General features: G+C 71.9%; 21 protein-coding genes. 12 read left to right on the top strand and 9 right to left on the bottom strand.

All coding sequences use genetic code 11. From position 1 onward, the window contains the following. Position 1: 1 nt before the first annotated feature. Positions 2 to 1198 carry a serine hydrolase domain-containing protein gene (locus RAN62_RS08550; RefSeq protein WP_305783969.1) on the top strand — a complete coding sequence of 399 codons (1197 nt, stop codon included), beginning with the start codon at positions 2 to 4 and terminating at the stop codon, positions 1196 to 1198. Here RAN62_RS08550 and RAN62_RS08545 read toward each other — a convergent pair. Next, the gene (locus RAN62_RS08545) at positions 1163 to 1678 is read right to left on the bottom strand and encodes a MarR family winged helix-turn-helix transcriptional regulator (protein ID WP_305783968.1); all 516 of its coding nucleotides are present in this window, start codon (positions 1676 to 1678) and stop codon (positions 1163 to 1165) included. The two genes, RAN62_RS08550 and RAN62_RS08545, sit on opposite strands and share 36 nt — an antisense overlap. Before the next feature lie 71 nt (positions 1679 to 1749). On the opposite strand from RAN62_RS08545, the gene RAN62_RS08540 reads away from it, so the two are divergent. From RAN62_RS08540 to RAN62_RS08525, 4 genes are all read left to right on the top strand, one after another. Beyond that, complete coding sequence (locus RAN62_RS08540) at positions 1750 to 2919, top strand: FAD-dependent monooxygenase (protein ID WP_305783967.1); 1170 nt, start codon at positions 1750 to 1752, stop codon at positions 2917 to 2919. Positions 2920 to 2951: 32 nt separating this feature from the next. After that, positions 2952 to 3674 (top strand): 2OG-Fe dioxygenase family protein, encoded by a 723-nt coding sequence (locus tag RAN62_RS08535; protein ID WP_305783966.1) that lies wholly within the window; start codon positions 2952 to 2954, stop codon positions 3672 to 3674. A gap of 110 nt (positions 3675 to 3784) precedes the next feature. Then, positions 3785 to 4648 (top strand): phosphotransferase, encoded by an 864-nt coding sequence (locus RAN62_RS08530; protein ID WP_305783965.1) that lies wholly within the window; start codon positions 3785 to 3787, stop codon positions 4646 to 4648. Continuing rightward, the gene (locus RAN62_RS08525; protein WP_305783964.1) at positions 4645 to 5535 is read left to right on the top strand and encodes an ATP-grasp domain-containing protein; all 891 of its coding nucleotides are present in this window, start codon (positions 4645 to 4647) and stop codon (positions 5533 to 5535) included. The genes RAN62_RS08530 and RAN62_RS08525 overlap by 4 nt, the downstream gene beginning before the upstream one ends. Here the strand turns inward: RAN62_RS08525 and RAN62_RS08520 are convergent. Next, a complete protein-coding gene (locus RAN62_RS08520; RefSeq protein WP_305783963.1) occupies positions 5503 to 8166 on the bottom strand; it encodes a hypothetical protein in 2664 nt (887 codons plus the stop codon). The genes RAN62_RS08525 and RAN62_RS08520 overlap by 33 nt on opposite strands. Before the next feature lie 183 nt (positions 8167 to 8349). Here RAN62_RS08520 and RAN62_RS08515 point away from each other — a divergent pair, with 183 nt between their 5' ends. Both RAN62_RS08515 and RAN62_RS08510 read left to right on the top strand, forming a co-directional pair. Then, the gene (locus tag RAN62_RS08515) at positions 8350 to 8775 is read left to right on the top strand and encodes a hypothetical protein (RefSeq protein ID WP_305783962.1); all 426 of its coding nucleotides are present in this window, start codon (positions 8350 to 8352) and stop codon (positions 8773 to 8775) included. A 2-nt stretch (positions 8776 to 8777) separates the two neighbouring features. Beyond that, entirely contained in the window at positions 8778 to 9530 is a 753-nt protein-coding gene (locus RAN62_RS08510; RefSeq protein ID WP_305783961.1) for an SGNH/GDSL hydrolase family protein, read from the top strand. On the opposite strand, the gene RAN62_RS08505 is transcribed toward RAN62_RS08510, so the two are convergent. Next, positions 9517 to 10083, bottom strand: coding sequence for a TetR/AcrR family transcriptional regulator (locus RAN62_RS08505; RefSeq protein WP_305783960.1), 567 nt, complete (start codon positions 10081 to 10083; stop codon positions 9517 to 9519). The two genes, RAN62_RS08510 and RAN62_RS08505, sit on opposite strands and share 14 nt — an antisense overlap. A 74-nt stretch (positions 10084 to 10157) precedes the next feature. Here RAN62_RS08505 and RAN62_RS08500 point away from each other — a divergent pair, with 74 nt between their 5' ends. The 3 genes from RAN62_RS08500 to RAN62_RS08490 all read left to right on the top strand — a co-directional run bounded on the left by RAN62_RS08500 (position 10158) and on the right by RAN62_RS08490 (position 12181). Beyond that, positions 10158 to 10844 carry an SDR family oxidoreductase gene (locus tag RAN62_RS08500; RefSeq protein ID WP_305783959.1) on the top strand — a complete coding sequence of 229 codons (687 nt, stop codon included), beginning with the start codon at positions 10158 to 10160 and terminating at the stop codon, positions 10842 to 10844. 96 nt (positions 10845 to 10940) lie between these two features. Continuing rightward, the gene (locus RAN62_RS08495; RefSeq protein WP_305783958.1) at positions 10941 to 11387 is read left to right on the top strand and encodes a DUF2243 domain-containing protein; all 447 of its coding nucleotides are present in this window, start codon (positions 10941 to 10943) and stop codon (positions 11385 to 11387) included. Then, positions 11384 to 12181 carry a cytochrome c oxidase assembly protein gene (locus tag RAN62_RS08490; protein ID WP_305783957.1) on the top strand — a complete coding sequence of 266 codons (798 nt, stop codon included), beginning with the start codon at positions 11384 to 11386 and terminating at the stop codon, positions 12179 to 12181. Before RAN62_RS08495 ends, RAN62_RS08490 begins: the two co-directional genes overlap by 4 nt. Here RAN62_RS08490 and RAN62_RS08485 read toward each other — a convergent pair. Next, entirely contained in the window at positions 12148 to 12939 is a 792-nt protein-coding gene (locus RAN62_RS08485) for an SAM-dependent methyltransferase (protein WP_305783956.1), read from the bottom strand. The genes RAN62_RS08490 and RAN62_RS08485 overlap by 34 nt on opposite strands. 81 nt (positions 12940 to 13020) lie before the next feature. Beyond that, on the bottom strand, positions 13021 to 13770 hold the full coding sequence (locus RAN62_RS08480) for an SDR family NAD(P)-dependent oxidoreductase (RefSeq protein WP_305783955.1): 750 nt from the start codon (positions 13768 to 13770) through the stop codon (positions 13021 to 13023). A gap of 124 nt (positions 13771 to 13894) precedes the next feature. On the opposite strand from RAN62_RS08480, the gene RAN62_RS08475 reads away from it, so the two are divergent. Next, positions 13895 to 14770 carry a LysR family transcriptional regulator gene (locus RAN62_RS08475; protein ID WP_305783954.1) on the top strand — a complete coding sequence of 292 codons (876 nt, stop codon included), beginning with the start codon at positions 13895 to 13897 and terminating at the stop codon, positions 14768 to 14770. Here the strand turns inward: RAN62_RS08475 and RAN62_RS08470 are convergent. Next, a complete protein-coding gene (locus tag RAN62_RS08470) occupies positions 14767 to 16167 on the bottom strand; it encodes an amino acid permease (RefSeq protein WP_305783953.1) in 1401 nt (466 codons plus the stop codon). The two genes, RAN62_RS08475 and RAN62_RS08470, sit on opposite strands and share 4 nt — an antisense overlap. 50 nt (positions 16168 to 16217) lie before the next feature. Beyond that, entirely contained in the window at positions 16218 to 16712 is a 495-nt protein-coding gene (locus tag RAN62_RS08465; RefSeq protein ID WP_305783952.1) for a hypothetical protein, read from the bottom strand. A 183-nt stretch (positions 16713 to 16895) separates the two neighbouring features. On the opposite strand from RAN62_RS08465, the gene RAN62_RS08460 reads away from it, so the two are divergent. Further along, on the top strand, positions 16896 to 18200 hold the full coding sequence (locus tag RAN62_RS08460) for an acetamidase/formamidase family protein (RefSeq protein ID WP_305783951.1): 1305 nt from the start codon (positions 16896 to 16898) through the stop codon (positions 18198 to 18200). Between the two features lie 80 nt (positions 18201 to 18280). Here RAN62_RS08460 and RAN62_RS08455 read toward each other — a convergent pair whose 3' ends face one another. Continuing rightward, positions 18281 to 18571 (bottom strand): hypothetical protein, encoded by a 291-nt coding sequence (locus RAN62_RS08455; RefSeq protein ID WP_305783950.1) that lies wholly within the window; start codon positions 18569 to 18571, stop codon positions 18281 to 18283. 16 nt (positions 18572 to 18587) lie between these two features. After that, positions 18588 to 19769, bottom strand: coding sequence for a spore photoproduct lyase family protein (locus RAN62_RS08450; RefSeq protein WP_305783949.1), 1182 nt, complete (start codon positions 19767 to 19769; stop codon positions 18588 to 18590). Positions 19770 to 19939: the final 170 nt, after the last annotated feature.

Genomic DNA, 19939 nt, shown 5'->3' with positions numbered 1-19939 from the left:
CGTGGAACTGATCGATGCGGTGCGCGGCGGGGCGGCGGCCGGGATCGTGCTCGGGGTGCGGCGCGGGGACCACGTCGACGTGCGGGTGGCCGGGCTGCGCGGGCCGGGCGGGGCGCCCCTGACGGCGGACACACCGTTTCCCGTGGCGTCGATCACCAAGCCGGCGACCGCGGCTCTGCTGCACGCCCTGCACGCGCGGGGAGATCTCGACCTGGACGCACGCGCGTGGCGTGACGCGACGTGGCGGGAGCTGCTCCGGCACACCGGTGGCGCAGGGCCCGGCTACGAGGGCGGGATCGAGCGGTTCGGGAACGGGGACGGCGCCCCGGCGGCGTACGCGGAGCATCCTGAGCTGATCGAGTGGCTGGGCGCGCCCTGGTCGTACGCGAATCCGGGGTATTGGCTGGCCGGCGCGCACGCGGCGGCAGTGAGCGGGCGTCCCTTCGCGCGGGGCCTGCGCGAGCTGGTGCTCGACCCGGCGGGGGTCACCGGCGCCGACAGCCGGCCGTGGCGCGACGATCCCGCGCTGCTGGCTCACGACGACCCCGATCCGGCCCGCAACTCGTACCTGGCGATGCCGCGGGTGCGCGTACCGTCGGGGGGCTTGCGGGCGACGGTGGGCGATGTGCTGGCGCTGGCCGCTGCGACCTGGCCGGGCGGGGCCCTCGGCCATCTCGGGGTGCTCGGTGAGGCGCCGTTCGCCGAGGTGTACGGCGGGCGGTTCTGGGGGCCGGGCTGGGAGGCGTGGCGGGCGGCGGACGGCACGCTGGTGACGGGGCACAGCGGGGTGAGCGGCGGGTTCCGGACGCGGTTGTGGTCGGTGCCGGCCCGGCGTACGGCGGTGGCGGTGCTCGCGGTCGGCGATCGCCGGGGCGGGCGCGGGCCGCAGCTCGAGGACGCTGTGCTGGACATCGCGCTGGATGCGGTCGACGTGGCGACGGGGTTGCGGGAGCGGGCGCCGAGGGGCGGGCCGCTGCGGGAAGACCTGGACGCGTACGCCGGAAGGTACGGCGAGCACGAGGTCGTCGCGGACGGTGACGCGCTCGTGGTCTCGGGGGTGCGGGCGGTGCCGTTCGGCGGCGACAGCTTCCTGGTGCCCGGGGTGTCCGCGCCGCGGCGTCACGTCGACTTCCTGCGCGACGCCGCGGGTGGGATCGCTTTTCTACGCGTCGGGCTGCTTTGCTCCGCGCGCGGCTGAGAGGCGTTTGTTCGCGCGGTCGCTGGCTTCGGTGAGGCGCTCGACGAAGGCGACCACGTGACGCAGGTCCTCCGTACCGGTGCTGGTGAGGACCTCGGCGATCTCGGCGCCGGCGAAGGCGAGGAAGGCGCGCGCCTGTTCGCGGGCGTCCGGCTCGGGGCGCAGGGTGACGCGGCGACGGTCGGCGTGCTCGCGGCTGCGGCGGATGTGGCCCGCCGACTCGAGCCGGTTGAGCAGCACGGTGGTGGCGCCGGAGGTCATGCCGATCTGCCGGGAGAGGTCGGCCGGCGTCAGCGGCCGGTCGTCCTCGGCCGCCCAGATGATGTGGCCCAGGGCGTTGGCGTCCGACGTGGGCAGGCTCATCCACGTGGCCAGGTGCTGGTTGAGCTCGGCGAAGCTGACGGCCCAGTCGCGGAGCCGCTGCATCGCGGCGGTCTGCTCGGGCAGCCAGTCGGCGGTGAGCGGGTCCACGGTCCCCATGCAACTTCCTTCACTGTGTAGTAGCTTCACTGTAAAGCATCTCTTCGCTGTCAAGCACTCAGGGAGCAGCTATGCCTTCAGCAGTGATCTCCGGGGCCAGCATCGCCGGATTGTCCGCCGCCTTCTGGCTGCGGCGCACCGGGTGGGACGTGACCGTGATCGAGCGCGCGCCGGCCTTCCGCGACGGCGGCCAGAACGTCGACGTGCGCGGTGTGGCCCGCGAAGTCCTCCGCCGGATGGGCCTCTTCGACGCGATCAAGGCCCAGAACACCACCGAGACCGGCACGGTCCTGGTCGACGCGTCCGGCCGGGTGCGCGCCGAGCTGCCGTCGGAGGGTCCGGACGCCGCGACGGCCGAGCTGGAGGTGCTGCGCGGCGACTTCGCCCGGACCATCCTGGACCACCTGCCGGACGGCGTCGCGATGCTCTACGGCGACACGATCGACGAGGTGACCGGCGACACCGTCACCACGGTCGCGGGCCGCACGCTGCCGGCCGACCTGGTGGTCATCGCCGAGGGAGTGCGGTCGGCGACCCGCGACAGGCTCTTCGGCCCGGAGGTCGACCGCCACGAGCTCGGCATCACCATGGTCTTCGGCACGATCCCCCGCACCCCGGCCGACGACGACCGCTGGCGCTGGTACAACACCGTCGGCGGGCGTCAGATCCACCTGCGCCCCGACAACCACGGCACCACGCGCGCGATCCTCTCCTATGCCCGCAGCGAGGACCTCACGGGCCTCGACCGGCCCGAGGCGCTCGCCCGGGTCAGGGAACGATACGCCGATGCGGGCTGGGAGGCGCCGCGCATCCTCGACGCCTTCGACACCTCCGACGACGTCTACATCGACCACCTCACCCAGATCCGCATGTCCACCTGGCACCGCGGCCGCGTGGTCCTGGCCGGCGACGCCGCCTGGTGCGTCACCCCGATGGGCGGCGGAGGTGCTTCCCTCGCGCTGATCAGCGGGTACGTCCTAGCGGCCTATCTGACCACGGAGGAGCCGCCGGCGGCCCTGGCGGCGTACGAGAAGTGGATGCGCCCGCTGGTCGACGACGTGCAGAAGCTGCCGCCGGGGCTGGAGTACTTCGCGTACCCGCGGACCCGCCTCGGCCTCGCCGCCCGCGGCGTGGCCGACAAGCTCCTGACCTCCCGCCTGTTCGCGCCGGTCGCCGCCAAGCTCACCCAGGTCGCCGACACCGACCGCCAACTCCCCGAAATTCTCGTTCGCGAGCACTGACCCGCCCAGGAGCCGGCCTCGGCGCCGAGCGGATGCTGTCGGGAAAGCGACATCGAAAGGCGCCTATTGCGATGAGCGGTGAGGCTGGACGCATGGACGGTTGCGTCTTCCTGGCGGGTCACACCGTGCTGGCGATGACGGGTGTCGAAAGCGATCTCACCTCCTTCGCCGGCACCTGGGACAGCCTGCCACCCGACCCCTATGTCGAGGCGGACACGCCGTACCGTTTCCGTCGGCACGGCCGGCTCCTGATCGACGGCGCCGGTGATGTCTCCGTCCTGCCGACCGGCGATTACCTCCAGGATCCGGCGCACAACCCGCTGTTCGGTGGTTTGTCACGCCGATTCGCACCGGTGGTCTGGGACGACACCGGGACGCGGGTCCTCGGCGCGCTCGCCCGGACCGGCGTGACTCGGGTCCTCGGCCTGCCCGGCCCCGTCCTGATCAATGTGCATCAGATCCGCATACTCGGTGGCGCCGGACACGCGGGGACGCCGGTGCCCGAGGGCCGGCACCGCGACGGGTTCGACTTCATCTCCATTCACCTGATCGAGCGGGATGTCGACGGCGGCGGAGTGACCACGGTGGTCGCCGACGCCGACGGCAGCAGCACTGTGATGACACTGACCGAGCCGTTGGACAGCCTGTTCCTCGACGACCGGGCATACGTCCACGACACCTCGCCGATCGAGGGAGATGATCGGACCGTGCGCCGCGACGTCCTCCTGATGAGTTTCGAGCGGGTCGACGACTGAACCACGGCTATCCTGTCCGCACCCGGTCGCTCAGGAGGCTCCGTTTGGCCAGTTATTCCGATCTGCGGCACGAAGACGTCACACGTCTTGAGGAGCAGTACGGGTTTCGGATGTCGGGCCTCGAACGCCTCGAAGGCGGGATGGCGACATCAAGTTTCATCGCGACCACGCCGGCCGGCCGGATCGTCGTCAGCATTCTCGACAATCAGGACGACGAAGCCGCGCTGCGCCTGGCCCGCACGGTCGATCACATGGGGCAGCACGGCGTGCCAACCGGCCGCGTGATCCCGCGGGCCGACGGCCGCCTGCTGAGCCGGGTCGACGGCAAGTGCGTACTCGTCAAGGAGTTCGTGCCGGGCCGGACGCTGAGACGGCTTCCGGACGCGACGCTGATCACTGCCGCCGGGCTGCTCGGCCGGATCCACGGCGTGGCGACCGGCGGCCTCGAGGTGCCGGTCGGCCTGCGGCGACTCTCCCCCCAGTTACGGAACCTGCTGGCGGACTTCCCGGATCAGACGCATGCCCGGTGGATCCGGGGCCGGCTGGCGCGTCTCGACCCGTACTTCCCCGCCGACGGCGGCCCGCGCCGTGCCGCGTGGACCGTCATTCACGGCGACTTCACCCCGTCCAACATCGTCGTGACCGATGACGACCGGCTGTTCGCCATAGACTGGGAAACCGTCACCGTCGACGACCCGATGCTCGACTGCGGCATGTCCGTCCTCAACATGTGCGTGACCGAGGGCAGGCTGGACTCCGCGCGGCTGCGCTTGTTCGCCGAGGGTTACCGCTCCAGCGGCCGCCGGTTCGAGGACGATTGGATTCGTCCCGCCGTGGAGTACGCGGCCGTGATCGTGTCCTTCCACCGCTACCGGCGGCACCACATGCGCTTCCCCAACCCCGCCCGTTTCGACTACTTCCGCATCATGGTCGACTTCGTGGAACGCGAGTTTCCCGGCTCGGTGAGCCCGTGACGCGCATCGGGGTCGTCAGCCGCTACACGGACCGGTCCCGCGCCGGCTATCCACTTGGTCTCGCTCTCCAGCGGCTCGGGGCGACCTATGTTCCGATCGACGTCCGCGACGTCACCGCCGCGGTCGACGGTCCCGGCCCACCCCGTGTCCGGATCGGCGAACCCGACCTCGACGAGTTCAAGCTGGACGGCCTGCTGTGGCGCATCTCCGAGAACGACCTCTACCGGTTCATCGAGGCACAGCGGCTGCTGGCCGGGCGGCTGCCGATGATCAATCCGCTGCCGTGCCACGAGATCTGCGCCGACAAGTGGTCCACCAGCGTCGCGCTCGCGGCCGCGGGTGTGCCGATCGTGCCGACCACCCTGCTGTCGCCGGGTAACCCGGTGCCGGCCTTCCCCGGTGTCGCGACCGTGATCAAGCCGGTGGTGGGTGCTCGTGGCCGGGGTCTGCGGATCGCCTCCGCCCGCAGCGTTCCGCCGATCGATGAGGTACACGTGGCCCAGCCCCAGATCGGCGGCGCGGTGACCGATCAGGTCCGCGCTCTGGTCTGCGGGCGGGACCAAGTGCTCGCGGCCTACCGGGTGCCTCAGCTGACCCGGCCGGACGGGCTCCCGGTCAACAATCTCGAGGCCGGAGGCACCCCGCTCGCCGCCGCGGCCGAGCCCGTGCGCGACCTGGCCCTCGCGGCCGCTCGTCACCTCGGCGGTGTCCTGCTCGGCGTCGACCTGGTGCGATGGAACGGGGAGTGGGCTGTCCTGGAGGTCAATTCCTCGCCCGGCATGAGCGGTGTCGCCGCGGTCTCCGACGTCGATGCCTATGAACTCGCTGCGCGGGCCGTGCTCGACGGCATCGAGTCAGCTGTCGCGAGCAGGGGCGGACCGCCGTAACTCGACCAGATGACACCACCGGTCGCGAGCGGCTTCGACGCCCCCGATCCAATCCGCCGGCTCTCCTTCCGGCTCGGCGCCGGCCCAGAAGCCGGCCACCTCCAGCAGCCAGGAGAAATCCGTGGCCACCAGTGTCGCCAGCGCGGTGCGCTCCGCCTCGAGTCGTACACCGTTGCCGCTGAGCGCGGCGTTGAAGCATCGGCCGAACGCGGCGTAGGCCTGAATCGAGGTGAGACCGGTCGCGTCGCCCTCGGCCCCCAGCACCGCGAAGCGGTCGTAAGTCACGTCCCCGCCGTCCGCCCGGAGCAACACACCGCCCAGGTCGGCCATCAACCGGCTCCAGGTCTGCCGGGAACCACGCAGTGTCAGGCGGCCCTGCTCGACCTCGGTGGCGTCCACGCCGACCAGCCCGCAGACAAAGGCGAGACAGCCGGCCGCCTCCGCGGCGTTTCCTGGCCGCCCCGCCGCCCGCCACTGGTCCCGGGATTCGCGATAGGCTGCCACCGCCTCCGCGAACATGGCCTGGGACCAGAACAGCGTGCCGGACATCTGCAGCCACATCGGCGACCGCGGCCGGGAGCGAATAAGATCGAGAGCCGCCCGGAATTTTCCCCGGCGGCGCAGCTGATGCGTCATGCCCTTCGCGGCCAGATCGGCGACCCGGGACGGTCGTGCGGCCAGCGACTCGAGCAGGACGGCGGACTCGTCACTGCGGCCCGACTCGCGCAAGGCCTCGGCGGCATAGTATGTGGCGAGATCGGCACCGTCGCCGGTCAGCAGCCCGAGGTCCAGCAGTGCGGTGAGGACCTCGGCGGTGCGCCGGCGGCCCTCCAGCTGCCGGTCGGTGATCGCCTGCAACGCCTGCGCGAGGGCTGCGGCGGACGTGGTGACCGGTAGCCGCACCAGCGGCCGCAGCGCCGCCTCCCAGAGCGCGTCGCCGACGAACGCATACGCCGCGTCGCTCGTCCACCCCACCGGTAGATCGAACTCGTCCGCCAGTCGCAACGCCTGGTTGAGCAAGCTGATCACGGTGGCCCGGTCCTCGACCACCCCCGGGGCGCGGAACCGGGCGCCGAACTCCTCGAACGCCCGCCGCGCGTACCGGGCCCAGTCCGCCTCGGTGAACGCGTCAGGCCCGCTGTCCGACCGCCGGATCTCCCTGCGGAGCAGGCGGTGCATCGCGTACGGGAAAGGGGCGCCGTTGTCCTGCTCGACGAAGGCGCGCAGCGCCAGCCGCGTCGCCACCGCCTCCGAGGGAAGGCCCGCGATCGCTGCTATCAGCGGCACGTCGAACGAGTCGAGCAGTGCGGTGACCCGGGCCAGCAGGCGCTCGACCGGGTCGAGATCGCGCAGCAGCCGGGTGACCAGAGCCGGGAAGCCACCCGAGAAGTCATCGGTGGTCGGCTGCCCACCAGTCGCAGAAAGTTGCAGATATCGGGTGACGGCCAGGTCGAGATAGAGCGGGTAGCCGTCGGAGTCGTGCGCGATCCGCTCCCGGATCTTGCCGGGGATGATGGGCACGCCGTCGCGGCGCAGGCGGCGGCGGAGGAACCGGCCGGAATCCCGGGCGGACAGGTGCCCGACCTGATGCTGGCCAGGTTCGAGACTCCGGCCGCCGGCCAGCCCGGGCCAGGCGGCCGGGCCGCCGCGCCAGAACCGGCCGGCAGCGTTCTCGTCGGCCCATTCCACACGGTTGCGGCCGGATACCACGAAGAGCACGTTCGGGAGCAACCAGATCAGACGATTCATCAACTGCTCGAGGCGCCGCCGGCCGTCGTGCGACACGTCCTCGAAGGTGTCGAGAAAGACGGCCACGTGGAAGTCGTCGGCTCGTCGTGCGCATTCCGCCAGGTCCCAGGCGAGCAAATGGGGGTAGTAGCTCAGATTTTCGAGGTCGGCGTTGGCCGACAGCATCGGCGCCAGCCGCCGGCATCCCTGGACGGCGTGCCGCCGGGCCACCACGCCGCGCACACCGTCGGTGAGGATCCTGGCGACTTTGGTGCCGACCGACACCATGGTGCTGACGCCGCCGAGCGCCTGCACCACGTCCTTCATACCCTCGGTGATCTGATCCGAGAGGCGCACCGCGTCGGCGGCCCGGGACAACTGGCTGTCCCGGCGCAGGAACTCGGCGATGCTCTCATTGGGGTGAACCTGTTCCCAGTAGCGGCTGAACGCGATGTCGAACGCCTGCATGGGACGCCCGAGGCCCGCCACCGCGAGCCGGATGCTGAGGAGCACACGCTCCAAGTCGACACCGATCTCGCTGGCCAGATCGATCCGCACAGTCATCGACCGGCGAAAGCTCCGGTCGAGGGGCGGCCACTCACCGGCGCCGGGCGACGGCGCGGCGCCATGCCGGGCCTCGAGCTCCTGCACGAGCGAGGTCTTGCCGACACCCCCGACGCCGTAATACACCAGGACGTTGTCGCGGGGCGCCACCACGTCCTGGACGTCCGTACCCTGGGCTTGCCATCGGGATCGATGACCGAGCACCGCGGCGTCGAACGCCCGCTGTTCGGGCATCCGGTCGACGAAGGTCCGGACCGCTTGCAGGTCCGGCGCGTTGCTGTCGAAGAGCAGACCGAGGTCAGGCGCCGGGATCTCGCCGCCTGCGCCGCCCATGTCCATCGACCCACCTCGTGACAAGGCACCCGCCGGAAACAGGGGCCGAGGCCGAATTTACCGGATGGGCTCCGGGGCCGGGACGAACGAACTCCGGCGATCGCCCGGGCCGGTGGCGGGCGGCGTGCCGATGATCACGGGTCCACGTGCGGTCATGGACTCTGCCCCGCGGTCATAGACTCTGCCCCGATGGCTGGTTCGTTGCATGCGCTGCTGCTGGAGGAGAGTGTTCCCGGGGCGGTGGCGCTCGCCCCCGGGACCGGCCTCTTCCAGGTGAGTCTGCCCCTGGGGACCGCGGAGCCGCCACGGCTCGGTTTCTACGAGCTGACCGGCGAGGTCGAGCGGCGCGCGCGCGAGCTTTCCGCGCGCGGCACGGTGGCGTACGTGCATGGGGAGTTCTTCGGCGGGCATGGGTTTCAGGCCGCGGTGGCGTGGCGCGGGGGCTCGGTCGTGTGGGGGCCGGTGTTCACGGAGACCGTCGCCGGGGAGGCGGAGGATCACTACGAGGTCGCCGGGCCCGGCAGCATGGCGGTCAATCGGCTGTTGCGCTGGTGGGGTGTGCGGGCGGGAGACGCCGTCGACGAGTACGCGGCGGCGAGGCTGGTGGAGGAATGAGCATGAGGTACGCGGCGGTGGGCGACAGCTACTCCGAGGGGATGGGGGACGAGCTGCCCGACGGGACTCCGCGCGGGTGGACGGATCTCGTCGCCGCGGGGCTGGCGGGTGCGGTGGACGAGCCGGTGGAGTACGCGAACTTCGCGGTGCGGGGGCGCCTGCTCGAGCCGATCGTGCGGGACCAGGTGGAGGCGGCGCTCGCGCTGGAGCCCGCGCCGACGCTCATGACGCTCAACGGCGGCGGAAACGACATGATGCGGCCGGGCACCGACACGCCCAAGTTGATCGGGCTGATCGAGCAGGCCGTACGCCGCATCACCGAGGCCGGCGTGCGGCTGGTCGTGGTCAGCGGGGCGGACCCGTCGGCGCGGCTGCCGTTCGGGGCGATGATGCGCAAGCGCGGCGAGATCCTCACCCAGGCGACGGTTCAGCTGGCCGGCAAGTACGGGTTCCAGCTCGTCGACGTGTTCCACGACACCGAGATCCGGCGGGCGGCGTACTGGTCGGCCGATCGGCTGCACCTCAACGCCGCGGGGCATCAGCGGGTGGCCGGGCTGGTGCTGACCGCGCTGGGCCACGAGCGGGCGGCGCACGTCGTCGACCCGGGCCCGGAGGAGAACAGGCGGCTGCTGCAGGAGGCCAGGTTCTACCGCGAGCACGTGCTCCCGTGGGTGACCCGGCGGCTCCGCGGGCAGTCGTCGGGCGACAACCGCACCGGCAAGTACGTGACGTGGACCCCGATCAGCGCGAGCTGAACAGGATGTCCCGCAACACGCGGGTGAGGTGCGTGGTCAGCTCGTCGGCGGTCATCGTGGCGAGCGGACCCGTACGGGCGATGTAGCGGTTGAACGTGACCCCGATCATCTGCGCGCCCAGCAGGGCCACGCGCGCCTCGACGTCGTCGCCGGTCAGCAGCGGGCGGTAGGCCTCGATGCTGTTGGCCGCCATCGCCGCGAGCAGCGTGGCCGCCGCCTGCTGGTCGGAGCCCACGCTGCGCAGGAGCACGACCAGCGGGTCCGCGGCCGCGCCCGCCTCCATGCGCTCGACGTAGGCGCGGGCGACGCGCTCGGGCAGCGTCGCCCGGTCGCCGCCGACGACCTGGTCCAGCTCGCGATGCCCCGGTACGGCCGCCAGGAACAGCCGCTCCTTCGACCCGAACTGGCGCAGCACCAGCCCGTGGGTCACGCCGGCCCGCGCGGCGATGTCGCGGACGGTGGCGCCGGTGAACCCGCGCTCGCCGAAGCTGGCGCGGGCGGCCTCCAGGATGGCCCGGCGATGGCCCTCGGGGTCGCGGCGATGGGAACTCACCTCCCCACCGTAACCGAGGTACGCTCTTAATGACCACGTGGTCAGTAAGCTTCGTCCGGGGAGGAATCACCACTATGACCAGCGCAGTCATCATCGGCGGCACCGCCGGCATCGGCCGCCACATCGCCGGGAGGTACGCGGGCCGCGGCGACTCGGTCGTCATCGCCGGCCGCGACACCGCCCGCGCCGAGGCGATCGCCAAGGAGATCGGCCCGGACGTGACGGGCATCGGCGTGGACCTGGCCCGCCCGGAGACCGTCGCGGCGTCGCTCGCCGGCGTCGGCCCGGTCGACCACCTGATCATCACGGCCTCGCACCAGCAGCCCAACACGTTCAAGAACTTCGACATCACCGGCGCGGTCACCGCCGTCACGACCAAACTCGTCGGGTACGCCGAGACCGTGCGCGTCCTGCACGACCGGTTCAACCCGGGCGGGGCGGTCGTGCTGTTCGGCGGGCTCGCCAAGGAGCGCCCCTACCCGGGGTCGACGGTGGTCACCACGTTCAACGGCGGCATCACCGGGCTGGTCAGGACCCTCGCCGTCGAGGCCGCCCCGATCCGCGTCAACGCCCTGCACCCGGCGCTGGTCGGCGACAGCCCGCGCTGGGCCGGCGCCGACCTCGGGCATGCGGTCGCCCGCACCCCGATCGGCCGGCTGGTCACCCTGGACGAGGTCGCCGACGCGACGGAGTTCCTGCTGCGCAACGGCGGCGTGAACGGCCACGACCTGTTCGTCGACGGCGGCATCCTCACGCAGTGACGACCGTGTCACCAAGACGGCGGGCCCCCGCGCCGGCTGTTTGACCTCGGGCAGGCGGGGAATGCGTCGCTTTCCCCGCCCCCAGGAGGTCTCCCCATGCCGGTCGCCGTGTCCACCGATGCGCGCCGCAGCGTGCTGTCCGGGGCCCTGCTCGGCCTCGGCGTCGCCGGCTTCGTCGACGAGACGGTGTTCCATCAGCTGCTGCACTGGCACCACTTCTACGACAAGTCGACGCCGGCGGCGGGGCTGGTGTCCGACGGTGTCTTCCACGCGTTCAGCTGGGTCGCCACGGTCGCCGCGCTGTTCTTGCTGGCCGACCTCCGGCGCCGGGCCGCCTTCGAGCGCCGGTCGTGGTGGGGCGGCCTGCTGGCGGGCGCCGGCGCCTTCCAGCTGTACGACGGCACGGTGCAGCACAAGCTCCTGAGGCTGCACCAGATCCGCTACGACGTGGACATCACCCCGTACGACTGGGCCTGGAACGTCATCGCCGTCGCCCTGCTCGCCGCCGGTGTCACGCTGCTGCTGCGGGCCCGGCGCCGATGATCCTGCTCGCCCTCGCGTACGCGGCGGGCATGCTGGCCGTACATCGGAAAGGCAGCTGGTGGCCCACCGAGCGGGCCGCCTGCTGGATGGCCGGGGTGATCGCCGCGTCGGTCGCCGGGCACGGACCGCTCGCCGCCGCCGCGCATCACGACCCCGACGCCCACATGGTCGCGCACCTGCTGCTGGGCATGATCGCTCCCCTGCTGCTGGTGCTCGGCGCGCCCGTGACCCTGGCCCTGCGCGCGCTGCCGGTGCGCGCCGCCCGCCGGCTGTCGCGTCTGCTGCGCAGCCGGCCGGTACGCGCCCTCACGCACCCGGTGACCGCCGCGGTCCTCAACGCCGGCGGCCTCTGGCTGATCTACCTCACCGACCTGCACCGGGCCGGCGGCCTCGTCCCGTGGCACATCCTCGCGTCGGGCTACCTCTTCACGGCCGCGATCGTCGGCGTCGACCCCGCGCCGCACCGCCCGGGCCGCGTGGTCCGGGCCGCCGCTCTCATCGGCTTCCTCGCCGCCCACGGCATCCTCGCGAAGCACCTGAACTCGCCGCTCATGTACTACGGCGGCGACGCGGTCGACCTGGTGCTCATCTCTCTGTTCTGCCGCGAGTGGTACCGGGCGGCGGACCCGCACGGCCCGCGCACCCGGCGCATCCCCGCCACCCGCCCGCCGCGCGTGCCGTGGCGCCTGCCCGACGAGCTCAGGACCGCACCGGCACCGAGTACACCGTCCGGTCCCAGCCGGTCCGCAGCCGGGCCTGGTCAGCCGATCCGGGCGACGCCAGCGAACAGGTAGACCTCGGGCTCGTCGGCCGCCGGGTCGGGGCGCCAGCGCGAGCAGGTCACGACGCCGGGCTCCAGCAGCTCCAGGCCGTCGAAGAAGCGCTCGAGCTCCGCCTTGGTCCGGGCCCGGATCGGCGTGCCGCCGCGCTCGGTGGTCTCGCGCATCACCCGCAGCATCGGCTCACCGTGGATCTCCGCGGTGGAGTGGGTGAGGACCAGGTGGCTGCCGGCCGGCATGGCGTCGACCAGCTTCGCGACCGAGCCGTACGCCACCTCGTCGTCCATGAGGTGGTTGACGACGCCGAGCAGCATGAGCCCGATCGGCCGCGTGAAGTCGAGCGTGCGCCGGGCGGCCGCGAGGATCATCTCCGGGTCGCGCAGGTCGGCCTCGACGTAGTCGCAGGCGCCCTCCGGGGTGCTGGCCAGCAGCGCCCGGGCGTGGGCCATGACGAGCGGGTCGTTGTCGACGTAGAGCACCCGGCAGGACGGGTCGAGCGACTGCGCGACCTCGTGGGTGTTGTCGGCCGAGGGCAGCCCGGTGCCGACGTCGAGGAACTGCCGGATGCCGGCCTCCTCGACGAGGTAGGTGACCACCCGCTTGAGGAACGCCCGCTCGGACCGCGCGCCGACGGGGATGTCCGGGATGTGGGCGATGACCTCGTCGCCGGCGGCCCGGTCGGCCTCGAAGTTGTCCTTGCCGCCCAGCCAGTAGTTCCAGATCCGCGCCGAGTGCGGAACAGTCGTGTCCAATTTGGATCGCTCCTCGGTCATGGTGGAGAGCCTACGCAACCCAGACTCGCATCCGTACGTCACGGTTGCAGCTCGGCCACCGGGACCGGGGTGCGCCGATTCTCAGACCTGGGCCATGCCGCCGTCGACGCACAGCTCGGCCCCGGTCATGAAGCTGCTGTCGTCCGAGGCCAGGAACAGGGCCGCGGCGGCGAGCTCGGCGGGGCGGCCGAGGCGGCCGAGTGGCACGTGCGTGGCCATCTGGGCGCGCAGGGCCGCGGGGTCCTGCCCGAAGTACTCGGCCTGCCCGTCGATGATGGCGGTGTCGAACGGACCCGGGGTCAGCACGTTGACCCGCAGGCCCCGGTCCCCGAACTCGGCCGCCCACACGCGCGCGTAGGAGCGTACGGCCGCCTTCGCCGCGCTGTAGGTGGTCGACCCGGGGAGTCCCTTGAAGCCCTGGATCGAGCCCACCAGGATGATCGAGCCGCCGGCCGGCATGAGCGGCAGCGCCGTCTGGACGGTGAACATCGTGCCGCGCGCGTTGACCGCGAACGTCCGGTCGAAGTGGTCCTCGGTCACCTCGCCGAAGTCCGCCCGTTCGATCATGCCCGCATTGGCGACGAGCACGTCGAGGCGCCCGCTCTCCGCCCGGATGGTCTCCGTCAGCCCGTGAAGATCAGCCGGCGCGGTGACGTCCGCGGCGACCGCCGTGACCCGGCCCTCGATCGCGGCCACCGCGTCGTCGAGCACCTCCTTGCGGCGACCCGTGATGTAGACGTGGGCGCCCTCGGCCGCGAACCTCTCGGCCATGGCCAGGCCGAGGCCCGCTCCCGCCCCGGTGATCAGGGCGACCTTGCCGGCGAGACGCATGCTCTCTCCTTCGCTCGGGTGAACCGTGCCTGCCGGCCGAAGGTACGCACGTGCGAGCCATAGACGCAAAGCGACGATCGCTATGCTGGGCATAGCGTTCGCCTATGCACCGAGGTGGCTCCCGATGAACTTGCGGCAGTACGAGTACGCGCTGACGGTGGCCGAGGAGGGCAGCATCACCGCGGCGGCCGAGCGGCTGGGCGTGGCCCAGCCGTCCCTGTCCCAGCAGATCGGCACCCTGGAGAAGCAGGTCGGGGTGCGGCTGTTCACGCGCACCCCGCAGGGCATGACGCCGACCGTGGCGGGGCGGGCCTTCCTGGCCGAGGCGGAGATCGCCGCCACCGCCTCGCGACGCGCCCTGACCGCCGCCCGCGCCGCCGACGGCGACCTGACGGGCGAGCTGATCATCGCCGTCCACCTGGGGCTCGGCGCCCGCCAGCTCCCCCGCGCCCTCGGCCGGCTGCGCCGTCGTCATCCCCGGCTGCAGGTGACCATCCACGAGGAGCCCGACCCCACGGACATGGAACGGCTCGCGCGGCTCGGCACGCTCGACGTGGTGCTGGTCCACGAGATCCCGCCGGGGTGCACGTTCGACCTGCACGTGCTGGGCCGGGAGTCCTACGTCGCCGTGCTGCCGGAGGGCCACCCGCTGCTGCGCCGCGACGAGCCGCTCACCCTCGGCGACCTCGCCGCGGAGGGGTGGGTGCGCTACCGCCGCACCAGCAAGCTCGACGAGTATCTGGCGCGGCTGCTCGCCGGCCGCGGCCTCGCCCCGCGCACGGTGGGGCGGGCCTCGCAGATCGCGACCGCGGTGCGGCTCGCCGCCGAGGGCCTCGGGGTCACGGTCGCGCCGGCTTCCGCGATTCCCGAGGACTTCGGACACCTGATCCGCCGGCTCGACCCGGACCTGTCGGAGCCGGTGGTCGCGGGCGTCCGCCCGGCGCCGGGCCGGGCGGAGGCCGCCTTGCTGGACGAGCTGAGCAGGCAGACCTGGTCTTAGGCGTCGGTGCGGTTGAGGTTCGAGTGGCGGCGGCTGTAGAACCAGTACACGGCCAGGCCGAGGAGGAACCAGACCGCGAAGCGCAGCCAGGTGACCGGGGCCAGGAAGGTGATCAGCCAGATCGAGAAGATCACGCCGACGATGGGGATGACGGGCATCCACGGGAGGCGGAAGGCGCGCGGGGCCTCGGGGCGGCGGTAGCGGAGGACGATCACGGCGACGCAGACCACGACGAAGGCCAGCAGGATGCCGATGTTGGTCAGCTCGGCGGCCTCGCGGATGGGCAGGAAACCGGCGATGATCGCGGACGCCACGCCGGCGATCCACGTGACGCGGGACGGGACGCGGCGGCGCGGGTGCAGCTTGGCGAACCAGGCGGGCAGCAGGCCGTCACGGCTCATGGCGTACCAGACGCGAGTGACGCCGAGCATGAAGGTGAACATCACGGTGAGGATGCCGATGATCGCCCCGATCGCGATCACGTCGGCGAGCCCGCTCAGCCCCACCGCGGCGAACGCGGACGAGAAGCCGCTCTCCGGGTCGATCTCGCGGTAGTCCTGCATGCCGGTCAGCACCAGCGTCGCCAGCACGTACAGGACCATGGAGATGATCAGCGAGTAGATGATGGCCTTGGGCAGGTGGCGCCGGGCGTCCTTCGACTCCTCGGCGGCGGTGCTCATCGCGTCGTAACCGAACACCGCGAAGAACACCGTGGCGGCACCGGTGATCGCCCCGCTGACACCGAACGGGAAGAACGGCTGGTAGTTCTGCGACCGTACGTGGAAGAAGCCGACGATGACGACCAGCAGGACCACCGCGATCTTGATCGCGACCACGGCCGTCTCGGCGCGCGCGGCGGCGCGGATCCCCCGATTGAGCAGGTACGCGATGAGCAGGCACAACAGCATCGCGAACAGGTCGACCACGTGCCCGTCGCCGGTGCCGGGCGCCCCGAGCATCCACGCCGGCAGGTCGACGCCGAGCTCGCCCATGAGGAACGAGAAGTAGCCCGAGATGCCGATCGCGACCACGGACACGATCGCCGTGTACTCCAGCAGCAGGTCCCAGCCGATGAACCAGCCGACCACCTCGCCGAGCACGACATAGCCGTACGTGTAGGCGGAGCCGGCCTTCGGGATCATGCCCGCGAACTCGGCGTAGGACAGCGCCGCCGCCGCGCTCGCGATGCCCGCCAGCAGGAACGAGATGAGCACCGCGGGCCCGGCCGTCTCGTGGGCCACCGCCCCGGCCAGCGCGAAGATGCCCGCGCCGATGATGCCGCCCACGCCGATGGCCGTCAGTTGCCACAGGCCGAGCGAGCGGTTGAGGTCGGTGCCGCGATCGTCGGCCACGTCGTCGAGTGGCTTGCGGCGGAACAGGTCGGAAGTCGCCGTCATGCTCTTGGCCTACCACGTCCGGCCCGCTTCCGCATCCACGAGCATGGATCTCACGCGGCCAACGCCGGCTCCGGCACCTTCTCGAAGGGGAACCCCGGCACCGGCGTGGTGAACACCGCGTCCACCTCGTCGGACCACATCGACTTGTAGCGCCCCCAGAAGTAGCGGAAGAACGGCGAGTTCCCATAGACGAACCGGAAGTACTTCTCCCAGTCGCCGGACAGCGGGCCGAGCATCGCCTTGGAGTTCACGCCGATCTCGGCCATGTTGGCCATGAACGCCGCCATGCACAGCAGCTCGGCGTGCTCGCCCTCGTCCTCGGGCACCGGCAGGTTCGCGTGGAAATAGGGCCACAGGCGCGGCCGGTCGATGAGGAACTTGTCGAACTCGAGCCACTGCACCGTGATGGTCTGATAGAACTGCGCATTGCTGACCCGCCCCGCGTGGCTCAGCTGACGCCGCAGCAACGTGCCCTGCCACAGCGCCGCCCCGAGCGCCGCCAGGGCCACCGCCACGCCGGCCAGGCCGATCATCACCGCGATCAAGAAACACCTCCGCGTCGGAAAAGAACGCACCATCATGGGGTGCGCCGCGGAGCCGTCATACGTACGCGGGCTCATTTTCTCGCCAGCCGGTGAATGCATCGGCAATCATGACCGGGTGTGGCCTTGACCTCACCGACACGCGACGGCAACCGGGCCGACACGGCGCCTGCCTAGAACTGCGGCATGGACGGTGCATCGTGGATCCGCAGCGCGCTCGGCCGGCGTACTCTCTTGCGGGCTGTCGCGGCAGCCGGGGCGGGCGGGGCCGTGTCCGGCGCCGCGTCGTCCCCCGCCGCGGCCGGCGGCATCGGACAGATCCTGCAGCCGGGCCGGGGGCCGATCCACGGCCGGCACTACCTGCGGTCGGATCCCGACGAGGTGCGCTGGGGATACGTGCCGTCCACCACGGCGGCCCCGGTGCTGCGGATGCGGTCCGGCGAGACCGTCACCGTGGACACGGTCTCGCACGAGGGGATCCTCGAGGACCAGGGCCGCGATCCCGTCGCATGGTTCGGCCGGCACGGCGTCGCCCGGGGCGAGGTGCTCACCGACGCGATCGCCGTGGCGCGCTCCTACGACCGTACCGTCCGGAATTTCGACGTCGACGGGCCGCACGTGGTGACCGGGCCGATCCACGTGGCCGGGGCCGCCCCGGGGGACGTACTCAAGATCGAGGTTCTGTCCGTCCTGCCGCGCGTGCCCTACGGCGTGGTGTCCAGCCGGCACGGCAAGGGCGCGCTGCCGCGCCTGGCCGGCGGCGCGGTCCCGGCCGGGATCACCGAGGCGGAGATCATGCCCCCGGTCGCCACCGACGGCCGCCCCGGCGGCGACCCGGTCCGCTACGGCAACGTGTCCGTCTTCACGCCCGTCCGTGCGACCCGGCGCGGGCTGACCGGCGTCATGCCCGGCGTCGCGTTCCCGCTGAATCCCTTCATGGGCATGATGGGCGTCGCCTTCACCGCCTCGGGATCCCTCACGGACGCCACCCTGAACTCGATCCCGCCGACGCTCGGCGGCGGCAACATCGACATCAACCTGCTCGGCCGGGGAGCCACGTTCTATCTGCCCGTCTTCGCCGAAGGCGCCCTGTTCTACGCGGGCGACCCGCACCTGGCGATGGGCAACGGCGAGGTGGCGCTGACCGCGATGGAGGGCTCGCTGCGCGCCACGTACCGGCTGACGGTCGTCAAGCCCGGCAAGCGCGGGGCGCCGTCGGTGGCCTTCGGGTATCCCTTCGCCGAGACCGCGGACGCCTGGGTGCCGATCGGCCTCTCCGACCCCGACGGCAGCACCGGCGGCCAGGGCAGCGACCTCGGCATCGCCATGCGCCGCGCGGTGGTCAACGCCCTGGACTTCCTCGAGCGCGACCGGGGCATGGACCGCGCGGTCGCGTACGCCTACCTGTCCGCCGCCGCGAACTTCGAGGTCTCCCAGGTCGTCGATCGCACAGTCGGGGTGCACGCCGTGATTCCCAAGGACCACTTCTGACGCCTGTTCCGGACGGGATCGCCGGGCTGCGGCCGGCCCCGCTTCCGCCGGGGCATACCAGCGCCCCGTCCGGAACAGCGCTAGGCCATCGACCGGTCGCGGGGCCAGCCGTTGAGGTTCGCGAACTGGCGCACGTAACGCTCGCATCGCTCGCCGAAGTCGCCGGCGCCGGGCGGGAGGCGGGTGAGCCGGATCGCTTCGTCCGGATCGGTGATCCCACGCAGGCGGTCGTGCTCCCAGTCGTGCAGCTCGCCCCCGCTGAGCCGGGCGGCGGCGAGGGCGAACGCCTCCGCCAGGATCCGCCGGCCTTCCCCGATCAGCGGGCCCAGGCGCACCGGCCGGGGCAGGGTTGCGTTGACGTCGACAGCCACAGCCGCCGACCGTACGTCATGTCCAGTAGAGGACGCGGCAGGCGGGCAGGCGCTCGGCGAGCTGCGTCTCGAACCAGCCGCGCAGCTCCTTCATGGTGTCGGCCGGGTAGACGTACTTGACCGCGCCGAACTTGCCGTGCTTGCGGCTGCGGGTGGTCTCGTCCAGGTCGAGCTTGGTGCGGGGATACCAGCCGAGCAGCACCTCCTTGCTGCCCGGGGTGAAGCGGTGCGTGATCAGCTCGGCGGTCAGGTCCAGCCCCGGAACCCCGTCCACGGCCGCCACGACGGCATCCAGCAGCTCGCCGTAGTGGATCCGCCAGTCCGGCAGCGCCATGATCGGCGCGATGGTCAGCCCGACCGGGTAGCCGTCGAGGGCCAGCCGGCGCAGGGCCGCGAGCCGGTCCTCGAGCTTGGCCGTGCCACCCTCCATCCGGCTGGTCACGGGCAGGCAGTTGACGCTCAGGCGCACCCGGGTACGCCCGGCGTGCTCCAGCCCCACGAAGCCGCCCACGTCGTCGAACTTCGTCGTCCAGCGCAGCTGCACCGGGGCGTCCCAGGCGCCGAAGTGCTCGACGGCGCGCTGCCAGCTGCCGGTGAGATGCTCCAGCGCCAGCGGGTCGGTGTAGCAGGACGCCTCGAAGGTCGTCCCCTCGTGGCGTCGCGCGTCCCGGCGGCTGGTGATCGTGCCCCGGCCCTCGTACTCGGCGAGCCCGGCGAGAATGTCGTCGAGGTCGGCGTACACGCGGGTCACCGGCGGCCCGGAGAGCGAGCCCGCCAGATAGCAGTACTGGCAGTGCGCCGGGCAGCCCTCCGCCAGGTCGAACCGCCAGTCCGCACTCGGCGCGATCGGCTGCAGCTTGCGCCGCGACGGCGGGCTGACCACGATCGCGAGCGTGCTTTTCGCCCGGGCGTACGTTTCCCGCTCGCTCGCGCCCCGGATCCCGCTGAGCCGGTTGGATCCCAGCCGCTCGACCTCGAGTCCCAGCGCCTCGACGCGGGACATGATCCGCAACCCGTGCGGGTGGTCGTAGGCCGCCGGGGTGGCGACGACCCGTTTCGGCAGCCACCGGCGAGCCGGCCGCGCGGGCGGCGCGACGGCGCTCAGATCATGCGTGACGACCTCCTCCCCGCTCGCGCTGTGCGGCGCGGGCGGGGAGTCGGGCGCGAGCGTGGCGGCCAGGTCAACGGTGTCGGTCACCCTCTGACACGTACCCCGGCCTGGGCTTTTCTATCGGTGGAGATACGCCCGGCCGTCCTGGGATCGCAGCGTCGCAGCCCCGGATGACATCGGCGCGAACGGCGCGGGAACGGCAGCGGTGTCGGATCGAGGGCTGTTCCGCGGCTTCGGCGTCATTAGGCTCGGGTGCC

Source organism: Symbioplanes lichenis, from assembly GCF_030709675.1.
Taxonomy (GTDB): Bacteria; Actinomycetota; Actinomycetes; order Mycobacteriales; family Micromonosporaceae; genus Actinoplanes; species Actinoplanes lichenis.
This window is presented reverse-complemented; position numbering and strand designations above follow the sequence as displayed.

What these genes read in the sequence shown, in the direction of transcription:
- RAN62_RS08545 (WP_305783968.1), bottom strand. Translation starts at nt 1,678, where the DNA reads ATGGGGACCGTGGACCCGCTCACCGCCGACTGGCTGCCCGAGCAGACC.
- RAN62_RS08540 (WP_305783967.1), top strand. Translation starts at nt 1,750, where the DNA reads ATGCCTTCAGCAGTGATCTCCGGGGCCAGCATCGCCGGATTGTCCGCC.
- RAN62_RS08535 (WP_305783966.1), top strand. Translation starts at nt 2,952, where the DNA reads ATGCTGTCGGGAAAGCGACATCGAAAGGCGCCTATTGCGATGAGCGGT.
- RAN62_RS08530 (WP_305783965.1), top strand. Translation starts at nt 3,785, where the DNA reads ATGTCGGGCCTCGAACGCCTCGAAGGCGGGATGGCGACATCAAGTTTC.
- RAN62_RS08520 (WP_305783963.1), bottom strand. Translation starts at nt 8,166, where the DNA reads ATGGACATGGGCGGCGCAGGCGGCGAGATCCCGGCGCCTGACCTCGGT.
- RAN62_RS08515 (WP_305783962.1), top strand. Translation starts at nt 8,350, where the DNA reads ATGGCTGGTTCGTTGCATGCGCTGCTGCTGGAGGAGAGTGTTCCCGGG.
- RAN62_RS08510 (WP_305783961.1), top strand. Translation starts at nt 8,778, where the DNA reads ATGAGGTACGCGGCGGTGGGCGACAGCTACTCCGAGGGGATGGGGGAC.
- RAN62_RS08500 (WP_305783959.1), top strand. Translation starts at nt 10,158, where the DNA reads ATGACCAGCGCAGTCATCATCGGCGGCACCGCCGGCATCGGCCGCCAC.
- RAN62_RS08495 (WP_305783958.1), top strand. Translation starts at nt 10,941, where the DNA reads ATGCCGGTCGCCGTGTCCACCGATGCGCGCCGCAGCGTGCTGTCCGGG.
- RAN62_RS08490 (WP_305783957.1), top strand. Translation starts at nt 11,384, where the DNA reads ATGATCCTGCTCGCCCTCGCGTACGCGGCGGGCATGCTGGCCGTACAT.
- RAN62_RS08485 (WP_305783956.1), bottom strand. Translation starts at nt 12,939, where the DNA reads ATGACCGAGGAGCGATCCAAATTGGACACGACTGTTCCGCACTCGGCG.
- RAN62_RS08480 (WP_305783955.1), bottom strand. Translation starts at nt 13,770, where the DNA reads ATGCGTCTCGCCGGCAAGGTCGCCCTGATCACCGGGGCGGGAGCGGGC.
- RAN62_RS08475 (WP_305783954.1), top strand. Translation starts at nt 13,895, where the DNA reads ATGAACTTGCGGCAGTACGAGTACGCGCTGACGGTGGCCGAGGAGGGC.
- RAN62_RS08470 (WP_305783953.1), bottom strand. Translation starts at nt 16,167, where the DNA reads ATGACGGCGACTTCCGACCTGTTCCGCCGCAAGCCACTCGACGACGTG.
- RAN62_RS08460 (WP_305783951.1), top strand. Translation starts at nt 16,896, where the DNA reads ATGGACGGTGCATCGTGGATCCGCAGCGCGCTCGGCCGGCGTACTCTC.